Annotated in this window: 14 protein-coding genes; 8 read left to right on the top strand and 6 right to left on the bottom strand. The window is 61.3% G+C overall.

The annotated features are described in order from the left end of the window. Positions 1-9: 9 nt before the first annotated feature. The 4 genes from moeB to JFT63_RS17045 are packed head-to-tail and all read left to right on the top strand — an operon-like array spanning position 10 to position 4570. On the top strand, positions 10-1872 hold the full coding sequence (moeB, locus tag JFT63_RS17060) for a molybdopterin-synthase adenylyltransferase MoeB (RefSeq protein WP_198844346.1): 1863 nt from the start codon (positions 10-12) through the stop codon (positions 1870-1872). A gap of 16 nt (positions 1873-1888) precedes the next feature. Further along, entirely contained in the window at positions 1889-2803 is a 915-nt protein-coding gene (locus JFT63_RS17055; RefSeq protein WP_198844345.1) for a PLP-dependent cysteine synthase family protein, read from the top strand. Positions 2804-2840: 37 nt separating this feature from the next. After that, entirely contained in the window at positions 2841-3833 is a 993-nt protein-coding gene (locus JFT63_RS17050; RefSeq protein WP_198844344.1) for a serine O-acetyltransferase, read from the top strand. Between the two features lie 2 nt (positions 3834-3835). Further along, positions 3836-4570: an alanyl-tRNA editing protein gene (locus JFT63_RS17045; RefSeq protein ID WP_057701044.1), complete on the top strand. Its 735-nt coding sequence runs from the start codon at positions 3836-3838 to the stop codon at positions 4568-4570. A gap of 133 nt (positions 4571-4703) precedes the next feature. Here the strand turns inward: JFT63_RS17045 and prpD are convergent, their stop codons facing one another. The 6 genes from prpD to JFT63_RS17015 form a co-directional block, all read right to left on the bottom strand. Beyond that, positions 4704-6188, bottom strand: coding sequence for a 2-methylcitrate dehydratase (gene prpD / locus JFT63_RS17040; protein WP_198844343.1), 1485 nt, complete (start codon positions 6186-6188; stop codon positions 4704-4706). A gap of 194 nt (positions 6189-6382) precedes the next feature. Then, positions 6383-7573 (bottom strand): 2-methylaconitate cis-trans isomerase PrpF, encoded by a 1191-nt coding sequence (gene prpF, locus JFT63_RS17035; protein WP_198844342.1) that lies wholly within the window; start codon positions 7571-7573, stop codon positions 6383-6385. 11 nt (positions 7574-7584) lie between these two features. Then, the gene (gene acnD / locus JFT63_RS17030) at positions 7585-10179 is read right to left on the bottom strand and encodes a Fe/S-dependent 2-methylisocitrate dehydratase AcnD (RefSeq protein WP_057701047.1); all 2595 of its coding nucleotides are present in this window, start codon (positions 10177-10179) and stop codon (positions 7585-7587) included. A gap of 183 nt (positions 10180-10362) precedes the next feature. Next, positions 10363-11490 (bottom strand): bifunctional 2-methylcitrate synthase/citrate synthase, encoded by a 1128-nt coding sequence (gene prpC, locus JFT63_RS17025; RefSeq protein ID WP_057701048.1) that lies wholly within the window; start codon positions 11488-11490, stop codon positions 10363-10365. Positions 11491-11532: 42 nt separating this feature from the next. Continuing rightward, a complete protein-coding gene (gene prpB, locus JFT63_RS17020) occupies positions 11533-12426 on the bottom strand; it encodes a methylisocitrate lyase (RefSeq protein ID WP_034128348.1) in 894 nt (297 codons plus the stop codon). Then, positions 12423-13136, bottom strand: coding sequence for a GntR family transcriptional regulator (locus tag JFT63_RS17015; protein ID WP_032879909.1), 714 nt, complete (start codon positions 13134-13136; stop codon positions 12423-12425). The genes prpB and JFT63_RS17015 overlap by 4 nt, the downstream gene beginning before the upstream one ends. Positions 13137-13407: 271 nt before the next feature. Between JFT63_RS17015 and rloA the strand changes: the two genes are divergently transcribed. From rloA to pabB, 4 genes are all read left to right on the top strand, one after another. After that, positions 13408-13944, top strand: a complete 537-nt coding sequence (rloA, locus tag JFT63_RS17010) for a retropepsin-like aspartic peptidase RloA (protein WP_057701049.1) — start codon at positions 13408-13410, stop codon at positions 13942-13944. Positions 13945-13949: 5 nt separating this feature from the next. Beyond that, positions 13950-15482 (top strand): osmotic stress tolerance membrane protein RloB, encoded by a 1533-nt coding sequence (gene rloB / locus JFT63_RS17005; RefSeq protein ID WP_032879907.1) that lies wholly within the window; start codon positions 13950-13952, stop codon positions 15480-15482. After that, the gene (locus JFT63_RS17000; protein WP_057701050.1) at positions 15482-16468 is read left to right on the top strand and encodes an alpha-L-glutamate ligase-like protein; all 987 of its coding nucleotides are present in this window, start codon (positions 15482-15484) and stop codon (positions 16466-16468) included. Before rloB ends, JFT63_RS17000 begins: the two co-directional genes overlap by 1 nt. Before the next feature lie 101 nt (positions 16469-16569). Then, entirely contained in the window at positions 16570-17913 is a 1344-nt protein-coding gene (pabB, locus tag JFT63_RS16995; RefSeq protein WP_198844341.1) for an aminodeoxychorismate synthase component I, read from the top strand. Positions 17914-18028 lie beyond the last annotated feature (115 nt).

Genomic DNA, 18028 nt, shown 5'->3' with positions numbered 1-18028 from the left:
GAGAGAAACATGGAAGTCCTCCGCCCCACCACCCTGGAACAGATCTACGCCCACGCCAGCCGCAGCTACCCCGAAGAATGTTGCGGCTTCGTCTTCGCCGACGGCAGCGTGTACCTGGGCAGCAATATTCAGAACGAGCTGCACCGCAAGAACCCCCAGATGTACCCCCGCAGCGCGGCCAACGGCTACACCTTCTCGGTGGCCGATACTCTGCTGATGAACAAGGCGTTTCGCAGCGACAACCCGGTGGTGGTGATTTACCACTCCCACCCGGATGTTGGCGCCTACTTCAGTGATGAAGACCAGGACAAGGCGCTGTTTATGGGGGAGCCGATCTTCCCCGTCAGCTATCTGGTGGTGGATGTTCGCCAGCGCCAGGTCCTGGGCTCAAAACTGTTTGCCTGGGATGGCAAGCATTTCGCACCTCAACCCTTCAACGACCTGCACACGGAGTTGTCCATGAACGCTGTCTCTTTCCCCGACATCCTGGTCCGCGTGGCCAATCTGCGGGAATCAACCCTTGAGGGCACTGGATCGACATTGCGCGAAGTCATTGAAAACCTCTGCGAGCGTCACCCGCAGTTGCGCCAGCACCTCTTTCACGAGAAGAACAACCAGCTCAAGGAACACTTCCTGTTTACCACCGGGCAAGCGTTGATTGACGCCGATGAAACCCTGCCGGAAAAAGCCAGGATCGAAGTGTTGCTCGCCACCTCCGGCGGCATGGACATCGACACCCTGAGCAATGAAGAAGTGCAACGCTACGTGCGCCACATCACCTTGCCCGGCGTCGGTCGCGAGGGCCAGTTGAACCTGAAGAACGCCAAAGTGCTGGTCATCGGCACCGGCGGCCTGGGTTCCCCCATCAGCCTGTACCTGGCAGCGGCAGGCATCGGCACCCTGGGGCTGGTGGATTTTGACGTGGTGGAAAGCAGCAACCTGCAACGCCAGATTGTGCATGGCAACAGCACCCTGGGAATGCCCAAGGTCGAGTCCGCCAAGCAACGCCTGCAAGACCTCAACCCTCATATCCGGATCAATGCGCACAACACCGCGCTTGACGCCGACAACGCCCTGGAACTCGTGGGCGCCTACGACCTGGTGATCGACGGCACCGATAATTTCGATACCCGCTACCGGGTCAACGATGCTTGCGTACAGCTGGGCAAACCTTTGGTCTATGGCGCCATCTACCGCTTCGACGGGCAAATCAGCGTGCTCAACTACAAGGGCGGGCCGTGCTATCGCTGCCTGTTTCCCAAGGCCCCGCCAGCTGAACTGGCGCCCAATTGCAGCGCCGGCGGCGTGATCGGCGTGCTGCCAGGCGTGGTGGGCATGATCCAGGCTACCGAGGCGATCAAATTGCTGATCGGCATTGGCGAACCTTTATCCGGCCGTTTGATGCGTTTTGACGCCCTGGCGATGAAGTTCAGCGAAATCCGCTTCAAGCGCCGCGCCGACTGCCCCTGCTGCTCGGAGCAGCGCAGCAGCGAAAGCGCCGCCCCGACGGCGTGCGCCGATGCCGTACCGAGCCAACCGTCGCTGGCGGCAGAACGCTACATCAAGCCCCAGAGCCTCAAGCAGGTGCTTGAGCACCCCAGCAGCGCCGATGTATTGCTGGATGTGCGCGACGCCAGCGAATTGGAAGTGTGCAAGTTGCCAGGCGTGTTGCACATCCCTCTGGCCGAACTGGATGGGCAACTCGACAGCCTCAGCCGCGACAACACCCATTACCTGATCTGCTACGCAGGAACCCGTGCCGAACAAGCCGCCAGCACCCTGCTGGCAGCCGGGTTCGCCAATACCAAAGTCCTGCAGGGCGGCATGAAGCACTGGGTTCGCGACGTCGAACCCGACATGCCGCTGTACTGATCGTGGGGGCTTGCTGATGCTGCATAACTCCATTCTCGACGTCATCGGCCAAACGCCGATCGTGCGTCTGGCCCAGTTTTCCGAAGACCTCGGCATCGAGGTTTACGCCAAGCTGGAATCCCTCAACCCCGGCGGCAGCCACAAGGCACGCATCGCCCTGGGCATGATCCTCGATGCCGAGCGCCGTGGCGTACTGATCCGTGACTCCGGGCAAACCATCATCGAACCCAGCGGCGGCAACACCGGCATCGGGCTGGTGATGGCCGGCAATGTCCTGGGCTATAAAGTGGTGCTGGTGATCCCTGACAACTACAGCCCCGAAAAGCAGAAACTGCTGCGTCTTTACGGCGCCAAAGTGGTGCTGTCCGACAGCCGCCTGGGCAACAACTCCCACGGCGAAAAGTGCATGGAACTGCAGTTGGAAAACCCCAACTTCGTGATGCTCAATCAGCAGCGCAACGGCGCCAACCCGCAGACCCACCGCGACACCACCGCGCCGGAGATCATCCGCGCCTTCGGTGATCAGCGCGTGGACTACTTCGTCAGCGGCATCGGCACCGGTGGCCATATCACCGGCATTGGCGAAACCCTCAAGGCCGCCTGGCCAGCGATCCGCGTAATGGGCGTGGAGCCGCAGGAATGCGACCTGCTCAAAGACCAACACGCGGCACACGCGATTCAGGGCCTGTCGATCGGCCTGATCCCGAGCATCCTCAACCTGGACGTAATCGACGGCATGCTCAAGGTGTCGCATTCGGCGTGCCTGGACATGATCAAACGCATCATGCGCACCGACGCCATCAGCCTGGGGCTGTCCTCGGCCGCCAACATGGTTGCCATCGCCCAACTCGCTCCCGAACTGCCGCCTGAAGCGGTGGTGCTGACCATGGTCTACGACAATGCCGACAGCTACCTGCCCAGTTTCGAGTAACGGGGCCTTCAATCATCCAGAATGCGGGGGTGCCTCCATGGGGGGCTTTATCGACATGCAACTGCTGCACGATGAGTTGCTGACCCATCTCATCACGACCCTGACGCCCGGGCAGATGAAGCAGTTGGAACCACACCTGGCGCCGCTGATCCAGAACGCCGCCCAGGCAGTGGCCGAGGACCTGATCGCCTACGCTTATCGCGATCCGGCATCGCGTGGGCGTGGTGAGTTGATCCTGGAATCCTATGCCTCGTTCAAGGCCGTGCTGTTCTATCGCCTGGCGCACCAGGTGTGGAATTTTCCCGACCCGGGCCACGGGATGTTTTCGCGCATGGCGCTCAAGCTCAGCAACCAGGGCAAGATTCTCTCTGGTGCCGAGATTCATCCGGCAGCGCGCATCGGCCGGCGCTTTGTGCTCGACCATGGCTACGGCACGGTCATCGGCGAAACCTGCGTGATCGGCAACGACTGCTACATCCTGTGCGGCGTGACCCTGGGCGCCCGCGGCATCGCCAACAACCCGGACGGCAAGCGCCACCCGCGCCTGGGCAACAACGTCGAAGTGGGCGCCGGTGCCCGGGTGCTGGGCTACGTGTCGATCGGCGACAACGTATTTATCAGCCCCTCCTGCGTGATCACCCAGGACGTACCGGCAGGCACCAAGGTCAAGGTGGTCAACCAGATCCAGCTGCAAAAAAACGACGAATCGGACCGCAGCAATTACCTCGGCGCCTTTGCCCTGGATGAGCGCCTGCACGTCGTCGGCGAGGTGAGTGCCGGGCATAAGGTCACGGTGCTGGATGCCGACTTTCATCCGCTGCACGGGTTAATGCTCGAACCTACAGTGAAAGAGCGCCACCACCTGCAATTTCGCCTGCACCGTGTCGATACCAGCGAACAACTGCCGCGCTTGCCGCTGAACCTGAAAGTCTGCGGACCGGAATTTGAAATCACCCTGCTCTCTCCCCCTGGCTTGAGCGCAATGGTGCGCCATCTCTTGCAAGCCAGCCCACTGATCGTTGGAGGTTGAACATGTCCGTGCACACCATGGAAACCCTGGCGCTGTTTGACAGCGCGCCCTACCAGAACGCCTTCAGTGCCCGGGTGATTGCCGTCAGTGAACACGGCATCGCCCTGGAGCACACGCTGTTTTACCCCACCGGCGGCGGGCAGCCGGGAGATACCGGCCACTTCACCCTGGCCGATGGCACGCGGGTTGAGGTGACAGGTACCGTGCGCGATCCGGTGTTGCGCTCGATCATCTGGCATCAGGTAGACCATTGCCCCGAGCAGTTGACGGCAGGCGTTCAGATAGACGCCGGTCTGGATTGGGCACGGCGCTATCAGCACATGAAAATGCACACCTGCCTGCACCTGCTGTGCTCGCTCATCGACGCGCCCGTCACCGGTTGCAGCATCAGTGCGGATAAAGGCCGACTGGATTTCGACCTGCCGGAGATGACCCTGGACAAAGACGGGCTCACCCGTGACCTCAACGCCCTGATCGAGCAGGCCCACGCGGTGAAAACCTTGTCGATGCCCGCCACCGAGTACGCAACCTTGCTACAGATCACCCGCACCCAGGCGGTTGCGCCACCCGTGGTGTCGGGCTCGGTACGGGTGATTGAAATTCCCGGGATCGATATCCAGCCCTGCGGCGGCACCCATGTGCTCAACACCGAGGAAATCGGCCGTGTTTTCTGCGAGAAAATCGAGAAGAAGAGCAAGCACAACCGCCGGGTGATTCTGCGCTTTGAACACGCTTGAGCCTGCGTCATTGCCTCTGTAGGAGCGAGCTTGCTCGCGAAAAACCCCTAGGCGCCGCGCTTACTCAGGAAGCACGGGTTATCGTTGACGTTCTTCGCGAGCAAGCTCGCTCCTACAGTGACCGTGCTGTTTTTCAGATCGTGAACAGGTCCATGAAACGGTTCACAGGTGTCGCCTCAAGCCGCGCCTGATCCTTGCACAACGCAAAAATTTCGGCGCTGCGTTGTGCAGTGAAGCGCGTCGCCAGGTTGGCTTGGAACTTGTCTTCCAGCAATGGGATACCGTCCACCCGACGACGGCGATGGCCAATTGGGTACTCCACCGCCACCTGCTCGGTGCGGGAGCCGTCCTTGAAAAACACCTGCACTGCATTAGCGATGGAGCGCTTGTCCGCCTCCAGGTATTCGCGGCTGTAGCGCGGGTCTTCGACGATGACCATCTTGTCGCGCAACTCATCAATGATGGGGTGAGCTGCGTGAAAATCATCTTCGTAGTGCTCGGCCACCAGATTGCCAAACGCCAGGGGCACGGCGGTCATGTATTGCAGACAGTGGTCACGATCGGCAGCGTTGGCCAGTGGGCCAACCTTGGAAATAATGCGAATCGCCGACTCATGGGTGGTGATCACGATACGGTCGATTTCATGCAGACGCTGCTTGACCCGCGGGTGCAGGGTCACCGCCGCCTCGCAGGCGGTCTGCGCGTGAAACTCGGCAGGGAAGCTGATCTTGAACAGCACGTTTTCCATCACATAGGTGCCGTAGGCCTGGGGCAGGCTGAAAGCGCGCTTGTCCTCGGGCTTGAGTGCCAGGTCCTTGTTGGTGTGGCTGAACAGCACGTCGTAGAAGCCCCATTGCGGCGCACTCAACACCCCGGGGATGCCCATTTCACCCCGCAGTGCGATATCCGCCAGGCGCACGCCGCGGCTCGATGCATCGCCCGCGGCCCAGGATTTGCGTGAACCGGCATTCGGCGCATGACGGTAGGTGCGCAACGCCTGCCCATCGACAAACGCGTGGGACAAGGCCGACAGCAGCTGTTCACGGCTGGCGCCCATCAGCCTGGCGGTGACAGCGGTGGAAGCGACTTTGACCAGCAGCACGTGGTCAAGGCCGACGCGGTTGAATGAGTTTTCCAGGGCGATCACCCCCTGGATTTCATGGGCCATGATCATCGCCTCCAGCACCGCACGCACGGTCAGCGGTGCGTCGCCATTGGCCACGCGTTTTTGCGAAAGGTGATCGGCCACGGCAAGAATGCCGCCGAGATTGTCCGAAGGGTGACCCCACTCAGCGGCGAGCCAGGTGTCGTTATAGTCAAGCCAGCGCACGATGCAGCCAATGTCCCAGGCGGCCTTGACCGGGTCCAGGCGAAACGAAGTACCCGGCACCCGCGCGCCGAACGGCACCACGGTGCCCTCCACTATCGGCCCCAGGTGCTTGGTGCACTCGGGGAACCGCAGCGCCAGAAGGCCACAGCCGAGGGTGTCCATCAGGCAGTTGCGGGCGGTGTCCAGTGCATCCTGGGAATCGATGCGGTAGTTCAGGACGTAGTCGGCGATGTCCTGCAACACCTGGTCGTAGTCGGGGCGGTTGTTCTGGTCGACGTTGGCGCTCATGGCAGTTCTCCAAAATAGGTGGGTGATAATCCTCGGGCTTACGATTAATGGTGTGATGGCCGGTCTGATTGCCAGCCTTGAAATAGCGCCCCCTGTGGGGCTTGCCCGCGAATGCGGTGGTTCAGTAGCATTTCAGTGCCTGACACACCGCCTTCGCGGGCAAGCCCGCTCCCACAGGGGCTCTGCGTAGACCTTTAGAAGGCGTCGCCGGGGATGCGCACATAGCCTTCCATTAACACCCGTGCGCTGCGGCTCATGATGGCTTTCTTCACCACCCATTCACCGTCCACCTGGCTGGCCTCGGCGCCCACGCGCAGCGTCCCGGAAGGATGCCCGAAGCGCACGGCATTGCGCTCCACGCCGCCCGCCGCCAGGTTGACCAGGGTGCCGGAAATCGCCGCCGCCGTGCCGATCGCTACCGCCGCGGTGCCCATCATCGCGTGGTGCAGTTTGCCCATGGACAACGCACGCACCAGCAAATCCACATCGCCGGCCTTGATTGCCTTGCCGCTGGAGGCCACGTAGTCCGCAGGCCTGGCCACGAACGCGACCTTGGGCGTGTGCTGGCGCTGGGCGGCTTCGTCCAGGTGCTTGATCAGGCCCATGCGCAACGCGCCATAAGCCCGCACCGTCTCGAACATGGCCAGGGCCTTGGGGTCGCTGTTGATCGCGCCTTGCAGCTCGGTGCCGGTGTAGCCCAGATCCTGGGCGTTGATGAAAATGGTCGGAATACCGGCGTTGATCAACGTAGCCTTGAAAGTGCCGACGCCGGGTACCTCCAGGTCATCGATGAGGTTGCCGGTGGGGAACATCGAACCACCGCCGCCCTCCTCTTCAGCCGCCGGATCCATGAATTCCAGCTGGACTTCGGCCGCCGGAAAGGTCACGCCGTCCAGTTCAAAGTCGCCGGTTTCCTGCACCGCACCGTCGGTGATCGGCACATGGGCGATGATGGTCTTGCCGATATTGGCCTGCCATATCCGCACCACCGCTACCCCGGTTCGGGGTATGCGAGCCGGGTCCACCAGGCCCGCGCTGATGGCGAACGAGCCCACGGCTGCCGACAGGTTGCCGCAGTTGCCACTCCAATCGACAAACGGCTTGTCGATGGAAACCTGGCCGAACAGATAATCCACGTCGTGATCCTGGCGACTGCTTTTGGCCAGGATTACGGTTTTGCTGGTGCTTGAAGTAGCACCGCCCATGCCGTCAATCTGCTTGTCGTAAGGGTCGGGGCTGCCGATGACCCGCAGCAACAAGGCATCGCGGGCTGCCCCCGGCACCTGGGCGACGTCGGGCAGGTCCTTGAGGCTGAAAAACACGCCCTTGCTGGTACCGCCACGCATATAGGTGGCGGGGATCTTGATTTGCGCTACGTGTGCCATGGTGGTCCTCTTCAGGCGGTGGCCGCCGATTCCAGGAAATCCTGGGCAAAACGTTGCAACACGCCGCCCGCCTCGTAGATCGACACTTCTTCGGCAGTATCCAGGCGGCACGTCACCGGCACCTCGACACGTTCGCCATTTTTGCGGTTGATCACCAGGGTCAGTTGCGCACGCGGGGTGCGCTCGCCAACCACGTCATAGGTTTCACTGCCGTCGATTTTCAGGGTGTGGCGGTCGGTGCCCGGCAGAAATTCCAGGGGCAACACGCCCATGCCCACCAGGTTGGTGCGGTGGATGCGCTCGAAGCCTTCGGCTGCAATCGCTTCCACACCGGCCAGGCGTACGCCCTTGGCCGCCCAGTCCCGGGACGAGCCCTGGCCATAGTCGGCGCCGGCGATGATGATCAGCGGCTGCTTGCGTTCCATGTAGGTTTCAATCGCTTCCCACATCCGCGTGACCTTGCCTTCGGGCTCGATACGCGCCAGCGAGCCCTGCTTGACCTTGCCGTTTTCCTGCACCATTTCGTTGAACAGTTTCGGGTTGGCGAAGGTGGCGCGTTGCGCGGTCAGGTGATCACCGCGGTGGGTGGCGTAGGAGTTGAAGTCGACTTCCGGCAAGCCCATCTTCGCCAGGTATTCCCCGGCGGCACTGTCGAGCATGATCGCGTTGGACGGCGACAGGTGGTCGGTGGTGATGTTGTCCGGCAGCACCGCCAGCGGGCGCATGCCCTTGAGCGGCCGCGCACCGGCCAGCGCGCCTTCCCAATAAGGCGGACGACGGATGTAGGTGCTCTGCGGGCGCCAGTCATACAGCGGGGTGACTTTGGGCCCGGTATCTTCATGAATGGCGAACATCGGGATGTACACCGCACGGAACTGCTCGGGCTTGACCGAAGCCTTGACCACTGCGTCGATTTCTTCGTCGCTCGGCCAGATATCCTGCAGGCGAATTTCCTTGCCGTCGGCATCCAGGCCGAGCACGTCCTTCTCGATATCGAAACGGATGGTGCCGGCAATCGCATAGGCCACCACCAGCGGCGGCGAAGCCAGGAAGGCTTGCTTGGCGTAAGGGTGAATGCGCCCGTCGAAGTTGCGGTTGCCCGACAACACGGCGGTGGCGTACAGGTCGCGGTCGATGATTTCTTGCTGGATCACCGGGTCGAGTGCGCCGGACATGCCGTTGCAGGTGGTGCAGGCAAAGGCCACCACGCCGAAACCGAGTTTTTCCAGCTCATGGCCCAGGCCGGCTTCTTCCAGGTACATGGCCACGGTTTTCGAGCCCGGCGCCAGGGAGGACTTGACCCACGGCTTGCGGGTCAGGCCAAGTTTGTTGGCGTTACGTGCCAGGAGGCCCGCCGCGATGACGTTGCGCGGGTTGCTGGTGTTGGTGCAACTGGTGATGGCCGCAATGATCACCGCGCCGTCGGGCATTTGCCCTGGCACTTCGTCCCACTGGCCGCTGATGCCTTTGGATGCCAGGTCGCGGGTAGCCACACGGGCGTGAGGGTTGCTGGGGCCGGCCATGTTGCGCACGACGCTGGACAGATCGAAGCTCAGGCCACGTTCGTACTGCGCGCCCTTGAGGTCATCGGCCCACAGGCCGGTGTGGCGTGCGTACTGTTCGACCAGGGCAACTTGTTCGTCTTCCCGGCCGGTGAGCTTCAGGTAGGCGATGGTCTGCTGATCGATATAGAACATCGCTGCGGTGGCGCCGTATTCAGGAGCCATGTTGGAGATGGTCGCACGGTCACCCAGGGTCAGTGCACTAGCCCCTTCGCCGAAGAACTCCAGCCAGGCGCCGACCACTTTCTGCTGGCGCAGGAACTCGGTGAGTGCCAGCACCATATCGGTGGCGGTGATGCCCGGTTGCAGCTTGCCGGTCAGTTCCACGCCGACGCTTTCGGGCAGGCGCATCCACGACGCACGGCCGAGCATCACGCTCTCGGCCTCCAGACCGCCGACGCCGATGGCGATCACGCCCAGGGCATCCACATGGGGGGTGTGGCTGTCGGTACCGACGCAGGTGTCCGGGAAGGCGACGCCGTCACGGACCTGAATCACCGGCGACATTTTCTCCAGGTTGATCTGGTGCATGATGCCGTTGCCCGGCGGGATGACATCGACGTTCTTGAAGGCTTTTTTGGTCCACTCGATAAAGTGGAAGCGGTCTTCATTGCGACGGTCTTCGATGGCGCGGTTCTTTTCGAATGCCTGCGGATCAAAACCGCCCGCTTCGACGGCCAGGGAGTGGTCGACGATCAGTTGGGTCGGCACCACCGGGTTGACCTGCGCCGGGTCGCCGCCTTGCAGGGCGATGGCATCGCGCAGACCGGCAAGGTCCACCAGAGCGGTCTGGCCGAGGATGTCATGGCACACCACTCGGGCCGGAAACCAGGGGAAATCAAGATCGCGTTTGCGCTCGATCAGTTGGCTCAGGGATGCGTTGAGGGTGGCCGGGTCACAACGGCGCACCAGGTTTTCGGCGAGAACGCGAGAGGTGTAAGGCAAGGTGGCGTAGGCGCCGGGGGTGATTGCTTCGACAGCCGCACGGGCGTCGAAGAAATCCAGGCGACTGCCGGGGAGCGGTTTGCGAAATTCAGTGTTCATCGTCAGGACTCGGTCACGGTAAGTTCGAAAGGTGAACTGTCGACACTGGCTTTGTTTCCTGTGGGAGCTGGCTTGCCTGCGATGGCATCACTGCGGTGTGACAGGTACACCAAGGTGATGCCATCGCAGGCAAGCCAGCTCCCACAAAAAAGCACATTAGCCAGCGAACACAGCCCATCCAATTCAGCGACGTTCGATTGGCACGAACTTGCGCTGCTCAACGCCGATGTACTCGGCGCTTGGACGGATGATGCGGTTGTTGGCACGCTGCTCGAATACGTGCGCGGCCCAGCCGGTCAGGCGCGAGCACACGAAGATCGGCGTGAACAATTTGGTCGGGATGCCCATGAAGTGGTACGCCGAGGCATGGTAGAAGTCGGCGTTGGGGAACAACTTCTTCTGTTCCCACATGGTTTTGTCGATGGCTTCAGACACCGGGAACAGCACCGTGTCGCCCACTTCATCAGCAAGTTTTTTCGACCAGCCCTTGATCACTTCATTACGCGGGTCGCTGTCTTTATAGATCGCGTGGCCGAAGCCCATGATCTTGTCTTTGCGCGCCAACATGCCAAGGGTGCCTTCGACCGCTTCCTGGGCCGAAGAGAAGCGCTCGATCATCTCCATCGCCGCTTCGTTGGCACCGCCGTGCAGCGGGCCGCGCAGGGAACCGATGGCGGCGGTGACGCAGGAATACAGGTCGGACAATGTCGATGCACACACCCGTGCGGTGAAGGTCGAAGCGTTGAATTCGTGCTCGGCGTAGAGAATCAGCGACACATTCATGACCTTGACGTGCAGTTCGCTCGGTTTCTTCCCATGCAGCAGGTGCAGGAAGTGGCCGCCGATGCTTGGCTCGTCGGTCACGCAGTCGATGCGCTTGCCATCGTGGCTGAAGCGGTACCAGTAGCACATGATCGCCGGGAACGCGGCAAGCAGGCGGTCGGTGACATCGCGCTGCACGCTGAAATCTTTCTCCGGCTCGATATTGCCCAGGAACGAGCACCCGGTGCGCATCACGTCCATCGGGTGGGCGTCGGCGGGGATGCGTTCGAGCACTTCTTTCAGGGCCTGGGGCAGGTCACGCAGTTTGCTCAGCTTGTTGCTGTAGGCGGCCAGCTCGGCCTGGGTCGGCAGCTCGCCGTACAGCAGCAGGTAGGCGACTTCTTCAAATTGCGCATCGGCGGCCAGTTCACGCACGTCGTAACCACGATAGGTCAAGCCGGCACCGGCCTGGCCCACGGTCGACAGTGCGGTCTGCCCGGCGACCTGGCCACGCAGGCCAGCGCCACTCAATACTTTTGCTTCAGCCATGTTCGTTCTCCAATCTTGAATTTATTAGGGAGGCGCACCGCATTATTTTTTCGCGGCAAACAGCGCGTCGAGCTTCTGCTCGAAGGTGTGGTAGTCGATACGATCGTAGAGCTCCATGCGCGTTTGCATGGTGTCGATCACGTTCTGCTGCGTGCCGTCGCGACGGATCGCGGTGTAGACGTTCTCGGCGGCCTTGTTCATGGCACGGAAGGCCGAGAGCGGGTACAGCACAATGGAAACATCCGCAGATTTCAACTGTTCGGTGGTGTACAGCGGCGTTGCGCCGAACTCGGTAATGTTCGCCAGGATCGGCGCCTTAACGCGGGAGGCGAACAGCTTGTACATCTCCAGTTCTGTGATGGCTTCCGGGAAGACCATGTCGGCACCGGCTTCGATACACGCGGCGGCACGTTCAAGGGCAGACTCCAGGCCCTCGACTGCCAGGGCATCGGTGCGCGCCATGATCACGAAGCTGTCATCGGTGCGCGCGTCCACGGCAGCCTTGATGCGGTCGACCATTTCCTGCTGGGACACGATCTCTTTGTTGGGGCGATGCCCGCAGCGCTTGGCGCCAACCTGGTCTTCGATATGGATGGCCGCGGCGCCGAACTTGATCATCGACTTGACGGTGCGTGCCACATTGAACGCCGAGGAACCAAAACCGGTGTCCACGTCCACCAGCAGCGGCAGGTCGCAGACGTCGGTGATACGGCGCACGTCGGTGAGCACATCATCCAGCCCGGTAATACCCAGGTCCGGCACGCCGAGAGAGCCGGCGGCGACACCGCCACCCGACAGGTAAATCGCCTTGAAACCGGCGCGCTTGGCCAGCAGCGCGTGGTTGGCATTGATGGCGCCAACTACTTGCAAAGGCTGTTCGCTGGCGACTGCGTCACGGAAACGCTGGCCGGGAGTGCTGTTGTTTTTGGAACTCATGACTCACCTCGTGATGAAGGAGCACCGTCCGGGAAGTGACGGGCGATGTTGCGTTTGGAGGCGCCGATGTGCCGGCGCATCAACAGTTCGGCCAGTTCACCATCGCGATCGGCAATCGCGTCGAGAATGCGGTGGTGCTCGGCAAAGGCCTGGCGTGGACGATTGGGGGTGGCGGAAAACTGGATGCGGTACATGCGCACCAGTTGGTACAACTCGCCGCAGAGCATTTGGGTCAGGGTGCGGTTGCCGGCGCCCTGAATGATCCGGTAATGAAAGTCGAAGTCGCCTTCCTGCTGGTAATAGCCGACACCGGCCTGGAACGCGGCGTCCCGTTCATGGGTGTGCAATACCTGGCGCAGCTCTTCGATTTCTGCGTCAGTCATGCGCTCGGCGGCGAGGCGGCAGGCCATGCCTTCCAGGGACTCGCGGATTTCATAGAGTTCGATCAGCTCGGCGTGGCTCAGCGACACGACCCGTGCGCCCACGTGAGGCACGCGCACCAGCAGGCGCTGACCTTCCAGGCGGTGGATCGCCTCGCGCAACGGGCCGCGGCTGATGCCGTAGGTACGCGCCAGTTCCGGCTCGGAAATCTTGCTGCCGGGGGCGATCTCACCCTTGACGATGGCGGCCTGGATACGCCGAAAGACGTTCTCGGACATGGTTTGGGAATCGTCTGACGCCGCTATCGGAATTTCCGCCTGACCCAGCATATTGTCGACACCTTTAAAAGCAATGCCGCAAAAACTAGCCAATATCCCTGCCGCAGTCAAAGAATAAATAGACATTGTCGACAATCGTCTAATACGCCTGAACAATTACGCTCAGGCATGGCCGCCTGCCAGCGCTGGCGCCAAAAAAGCATCATGTTAGAATGCCCGGCGTATTTGCCTGACATCTCTGGATGAAACGGCGCACGAGGGAGTTTGCGCAGCAATGCCAGTCGCCTTGAATTGAACATCGCATGGCACCGCCTCAGGATTTATGAGACTCAAGCCCTTCCCCCTGTTTATTTGCCTATTGTTGCTGCCCAGCCTTGGCGTTGCCGCCGAGAAAACGGTGTATGGCCTCAATGAATACGCCAAGCTGGACGGTATCGACCTGGAAGTCGCCGCCAAGCTCGACACGGGCGCCAAGACCGCCTCGTTGAGTGCCCGTGATATCAAGCGCTTCAAGCGCAACGGCGAAACCTGGGTACGCTTCTACCTGGCCATCGACACGGCCCACTCCCATCCCATCGAATTGCCCCTGGCTCGCGTCAGCAAGATCAAGCGTCGCGCCGGCGACTACGACCCCGATGAGGACAAGAACTACACCGCCCGTCCGGTGGTTGCCCTGGATATCTGCATGGGCACTGCTTTACGCAGCATCGAAGTGAACTTGACTGACCGCAGCAGTTTCCAATACCCGCTGCTGATCGGCTCCGAAGCGCTGAAACGCTTTGATGCGCTGGTCGACCCCAGTCTTAAATATGCTGCAGGCAAACCCGCCTGCGTCGCCGACGCTCATACCGCCGAGTAAACCGAATGCGCTCTCTGACCCTGCACCTGAAAATCCTGATCACCTTCCTGGTGGTGCTCGGTATTTCGGTCACCGCCTATCAGATTTTCGTGCTGGGGATCCCCGTGACCGAGGATGCCACCGACGACTTGTGGAACATCGACGCCAAGGTCGAGTTCGTCGCCAACCCCAAAGACCCCGTCAAGATCCAGATGTTCGTGCCGCCGTTGAGCCGCGACTTCGTCAGCCTTAATGAAAGCTTTATCTCCAACAACTATGGGGTGAGCGTCAATCGCATCGATGGCAACCGCAAGGTCACCTGGTCGGCACGCCGGGCCAAGGGCAACCAGACCCTGTATTACCGCCTGGTGCTGACCAAGCGTTACAGCGGCGAAAAGGTCAAGATCAAGGGCCCGACCTTCCGCGACAGCATCGCTGTGGAAGGCCCCGAAAAGATCGCGGCCGAAGCCTTGCTGGCGCCGATCCGCCAGCATTCGGCCGACGTCGAGACCTTTATCAGCGAAGCCATCAAGCGCACCAACAACCTCAACGACGACAATGTGAAGCTGCTGCTGGCCGGCGACCCCTCGACGCCGCACAAGGCCAGGATTGTCGAGCTGCTGCTCTCCATCGCCCATGTGCCGGTGGAAAAAGTCCACACCATCCGCCTGGTGGCCGACCAGCCGCAAACTCCGGAGCTGTGGCTGCGCAGTTTCAACGGCAACGACTGGCTGTACTTCAACCCGGAGACCGGTGAACAGGGCCTGCCCGCCGACCGCCTGCTGTGGTGGACCGGCGATGAAAACCTGATCACCGTCGATGGCGGCAAGAAAGCCATGGTGACCTTCAGCCTCAACAACAGTGAAATGAACGCGATTCGTCTGGCCAAGCTGACCGACGAAAACACCGACGCCAACTTCCTCGAATATTCGCTGTACGGCTTGCCGCTGCAAACCCAGCAGACCTTCATGATCATGGTGATGATCCCGATTGGTGTGCTGGTGATTTTGATCCTGCGCAACCTGATCGGCCTGCAGACCCTGGGTACCTTCACACCGGTGCTGATCGCCCTGGCGTTCCGCGAGACACAACTGGGCTTCGGGATTGTGTTGTTCACGATTATCACGGCACTGGGGCTGTCACTCAGGTCGTATCTGGAACACTTGAAACTGCAAATGCTGCCGAGGCTGTCGGTGGTGCTGACCTTCGTGGTGGTGCTGATTGCCGCCATCAGCCTGTTCAGCCACAAATTGGGGCTGGAGCGCGGCTTGTCGGTGGCGCTCTTCCCGATGGTGATCCTGACCATGACCATCGAACGCCTGTCGATTACCTGGGAAGAACGCGGCGCCAACCATGCGCTGAAAGTGGCGATTGGCACGCTGTTCGCTGCCTCCCTGGCGCACCTGATCATGAGCGTGCCGGAGCTGGTTTACTTCGTGTTCACCTTCCCGGCGATCCTGCTGATCCTGGTGGGCTTCATGCTGGCCATGGGTCGTTATCGCGGCTATCGCCTCACCGAGCTGGTGCGTTTCAAGGCATTCCTGAAGGCTGACTCCTGATGTTCGGCTTCTGGAAAACCTGGAAGGCCCTGGAAGCGCGCGGGATCATGGGCATCAATCGGCGTAACGCCGACTACGTGCTCAAGTACAACAAGCGCAGCCTGTACCCGATTGTGGATGACAAGATCATCACCAAGGAACGGGCACTGGCCGCCGGCATCCATGTACCGGAAATGTACGGGGTGATCTCTACCGAGAAGGAAATCGACAAGCTTGACGAGATCATCGGCGGGCGCAGCGACTTCGTGATCAAGCCCGCCCAGGGTGCCGGCGGCGACGGCATCCTGGTGGTGGCAGACCGCTTTGAAGGGCGCTATCGCACGGTGTCCGGCAAGATCATCAGTCACGAAGAAATCGAGCACCAGATTTCCAGCATCCTCACCGGCCTGTATTCCCTGGGCGGCCACCGCGACCGCGCCCTGATCGAGTACCGTGTGGTGCCCGACCAGATCTTCAAGAGCATCAGCTACGAAGGCGTGCCCGATATCCGCATCATCGTGCTGATGGGCTACCCGGTAATGGCCATGCTGCGCTTGCCTACCCGCCAGTCCGGCGGCAAGGCCAACCTGCACCAAGGCGCGATCGGCGTGGGTGTAGACCTGGCCACCGGCCTGACCCTGCGCGGCACCTGGCTGAACAACATCATCACCAAGCACCCCGACACCACCAATGCGGTCGATGGTGTGCAACTGCCCAACTGGGACGGTTTCATGAAACTCGCCGCCGGCTGCTATGAGCTGTGCGGGCTGGGCTATATCGGCGTGGACATGGTGCTGGACCAGGAAAAAGGCCCATTGATCCTTGAGCTGAACGCTCGGCCTGGGCTGAACATCCAGATTGCCAACGATTGCGGCCTGACTCTGCGCACCCATGCGGTGGAGGCCCGACTGGAAGAACTCAAGACGGCCGGCGTGACAGAAACACCGGAAGAGCGTGTGAAGTTCGTGCAGGAAATGTTCGGCCATATACCGCCCGTGGAAGGCTGATCCGGTCTTCGAACTGTCTATCCCCGACATCCCCTCTAGGAGCAAATCCTACAGGGGACTACAATCCCTCTCCCCCGCGCCACTGGCTGATCCACCCCCGCATGTCGACCTGTTCCGTATACCCGTTGCCCTACCGGGCCAATCCCGCTGAGTTCTTTGCGGTCATTCGCCACGCCCCTGGTGCGGTACTGCTCGACAGCGGCCGCCCGATGGCTGTTCGCGGCCGGTATGACCTGCTCAGTGCCTGGCCCGAAGCGACCCTGACGGTAGGTCCGGACGAAAGTGGCGGTGATTTCCTGCAACGCTTGCGCAAGAACCTGACGCAGTTGGGCCAAGCAACATTGCCTGACGGCTATGACTTGCCGTTTGCCGGTGGTTTGATCGGTTACCTGAGCTATGACTTTGGTCGGCACCTGGAGCAGGTTTCACACTTGGCCGTGGACGATTTGCATCTGCCCGATGCGCGTTTCGGGCTCTATGCCTGGGCGCTGGTCAGCGATCACCAGGTGCAAACCAGCCAGTTGGTCTTTCACCCTGGGCTGGCCGACAGCGAGCGGCAACGCTTGATCAGCGTGTTCAGTCAGGCTGATGGCGGCGTGCCAACGACCTTCAAGCTTCACGGCCCCATGGCCCCCGACCTCAGCGCCGAGGCTTATCACCAGGCCATCATTCGCATCCAGGATTACATCCAGGCCGGCGACTGCTACCAGGTCAACTTTGCCCAACGCTTTCGCGCGCCGTGCATCGGCGATCCATGGGCAGCCTACTGCGCGCTGCGCGAAGCCTGCCCGACGCCGTTTTCCGGGTTCCAGAGTCTGCCCGATGACGGCGCGGTGCTGAGCCTGTCGCCGGAACGCTTTGTGCGCATCAGCGAGCGCCAGGTGGAAACCCGCCCGATCAAGGGCACCCGCCCTCGCGGTTTAACCCCCGAAGAGGATGCCGCCAACGCCGCTGAGTTGCTCGCCAGCCCCAAGGACCGCGCAGAAAACCTGATGATCGTCGACCTGCTGCGCAACGACCTCGGCCGCAGTTGCCGCATCGGCTCAGTGAAAGTGCCGGAGCTGTTCAGCCTGGAAAGCTACCCCAACGTGCACCACTTGGTGAGCAGCGTCACCGGCGTATTGGCCGACGACAAAGACGCCCTCGACCTGATCGCCGGCAGCTTCCCCGGCGGCTCCATCACCGGCGCGCCGAAGATACGCGCGATGCAGATCATCGACGAGCTAGAGCCCACCCGCCGCGGGCTTTACTGCGGCTCGCTGGTCTACCTGGACGTGCGCGGCGAGATGGACAGCTCCATTGCCATCCGCAGCTTGCTGGTCAAGGATGGGCAAGTGTGCTGCTGGGGCGGCGGCGGCATTGTGGCTGATTCAGAGTGGCAGGCGGAGTATCAGGAGTCGTTGACCAAGGTGCGGGTGTTGTTACAAACGTTGGAAAGTTTGTAGAGCACAGCCCTTTCCGGGGTTCGCTTGCAGGAGCGGCCAGTAGAAAAAGCCTGAATCAGAACCGCTGTGGACGGGATAGGCGCTTGCAGATAGCGTCAGGATCCACCGTCCACCC

The sequence above is a fragment of the Pseudomonas sp. MF7453 genome, from assembly GCF_016405455.1.
Taxonomy (GTDB): domain Bacteria; phylum Pseudomonadota; class Gammaproteobacteria; order Pseudomonadales; family Pseudomonadaceae; genus Aquipseudomonas; species Aquipseudomonas paralactis.
Note: the sequence above shows the minus strand (reverse complement) of the source record. Positions and strands in the feature narration are given on the sequence as shown.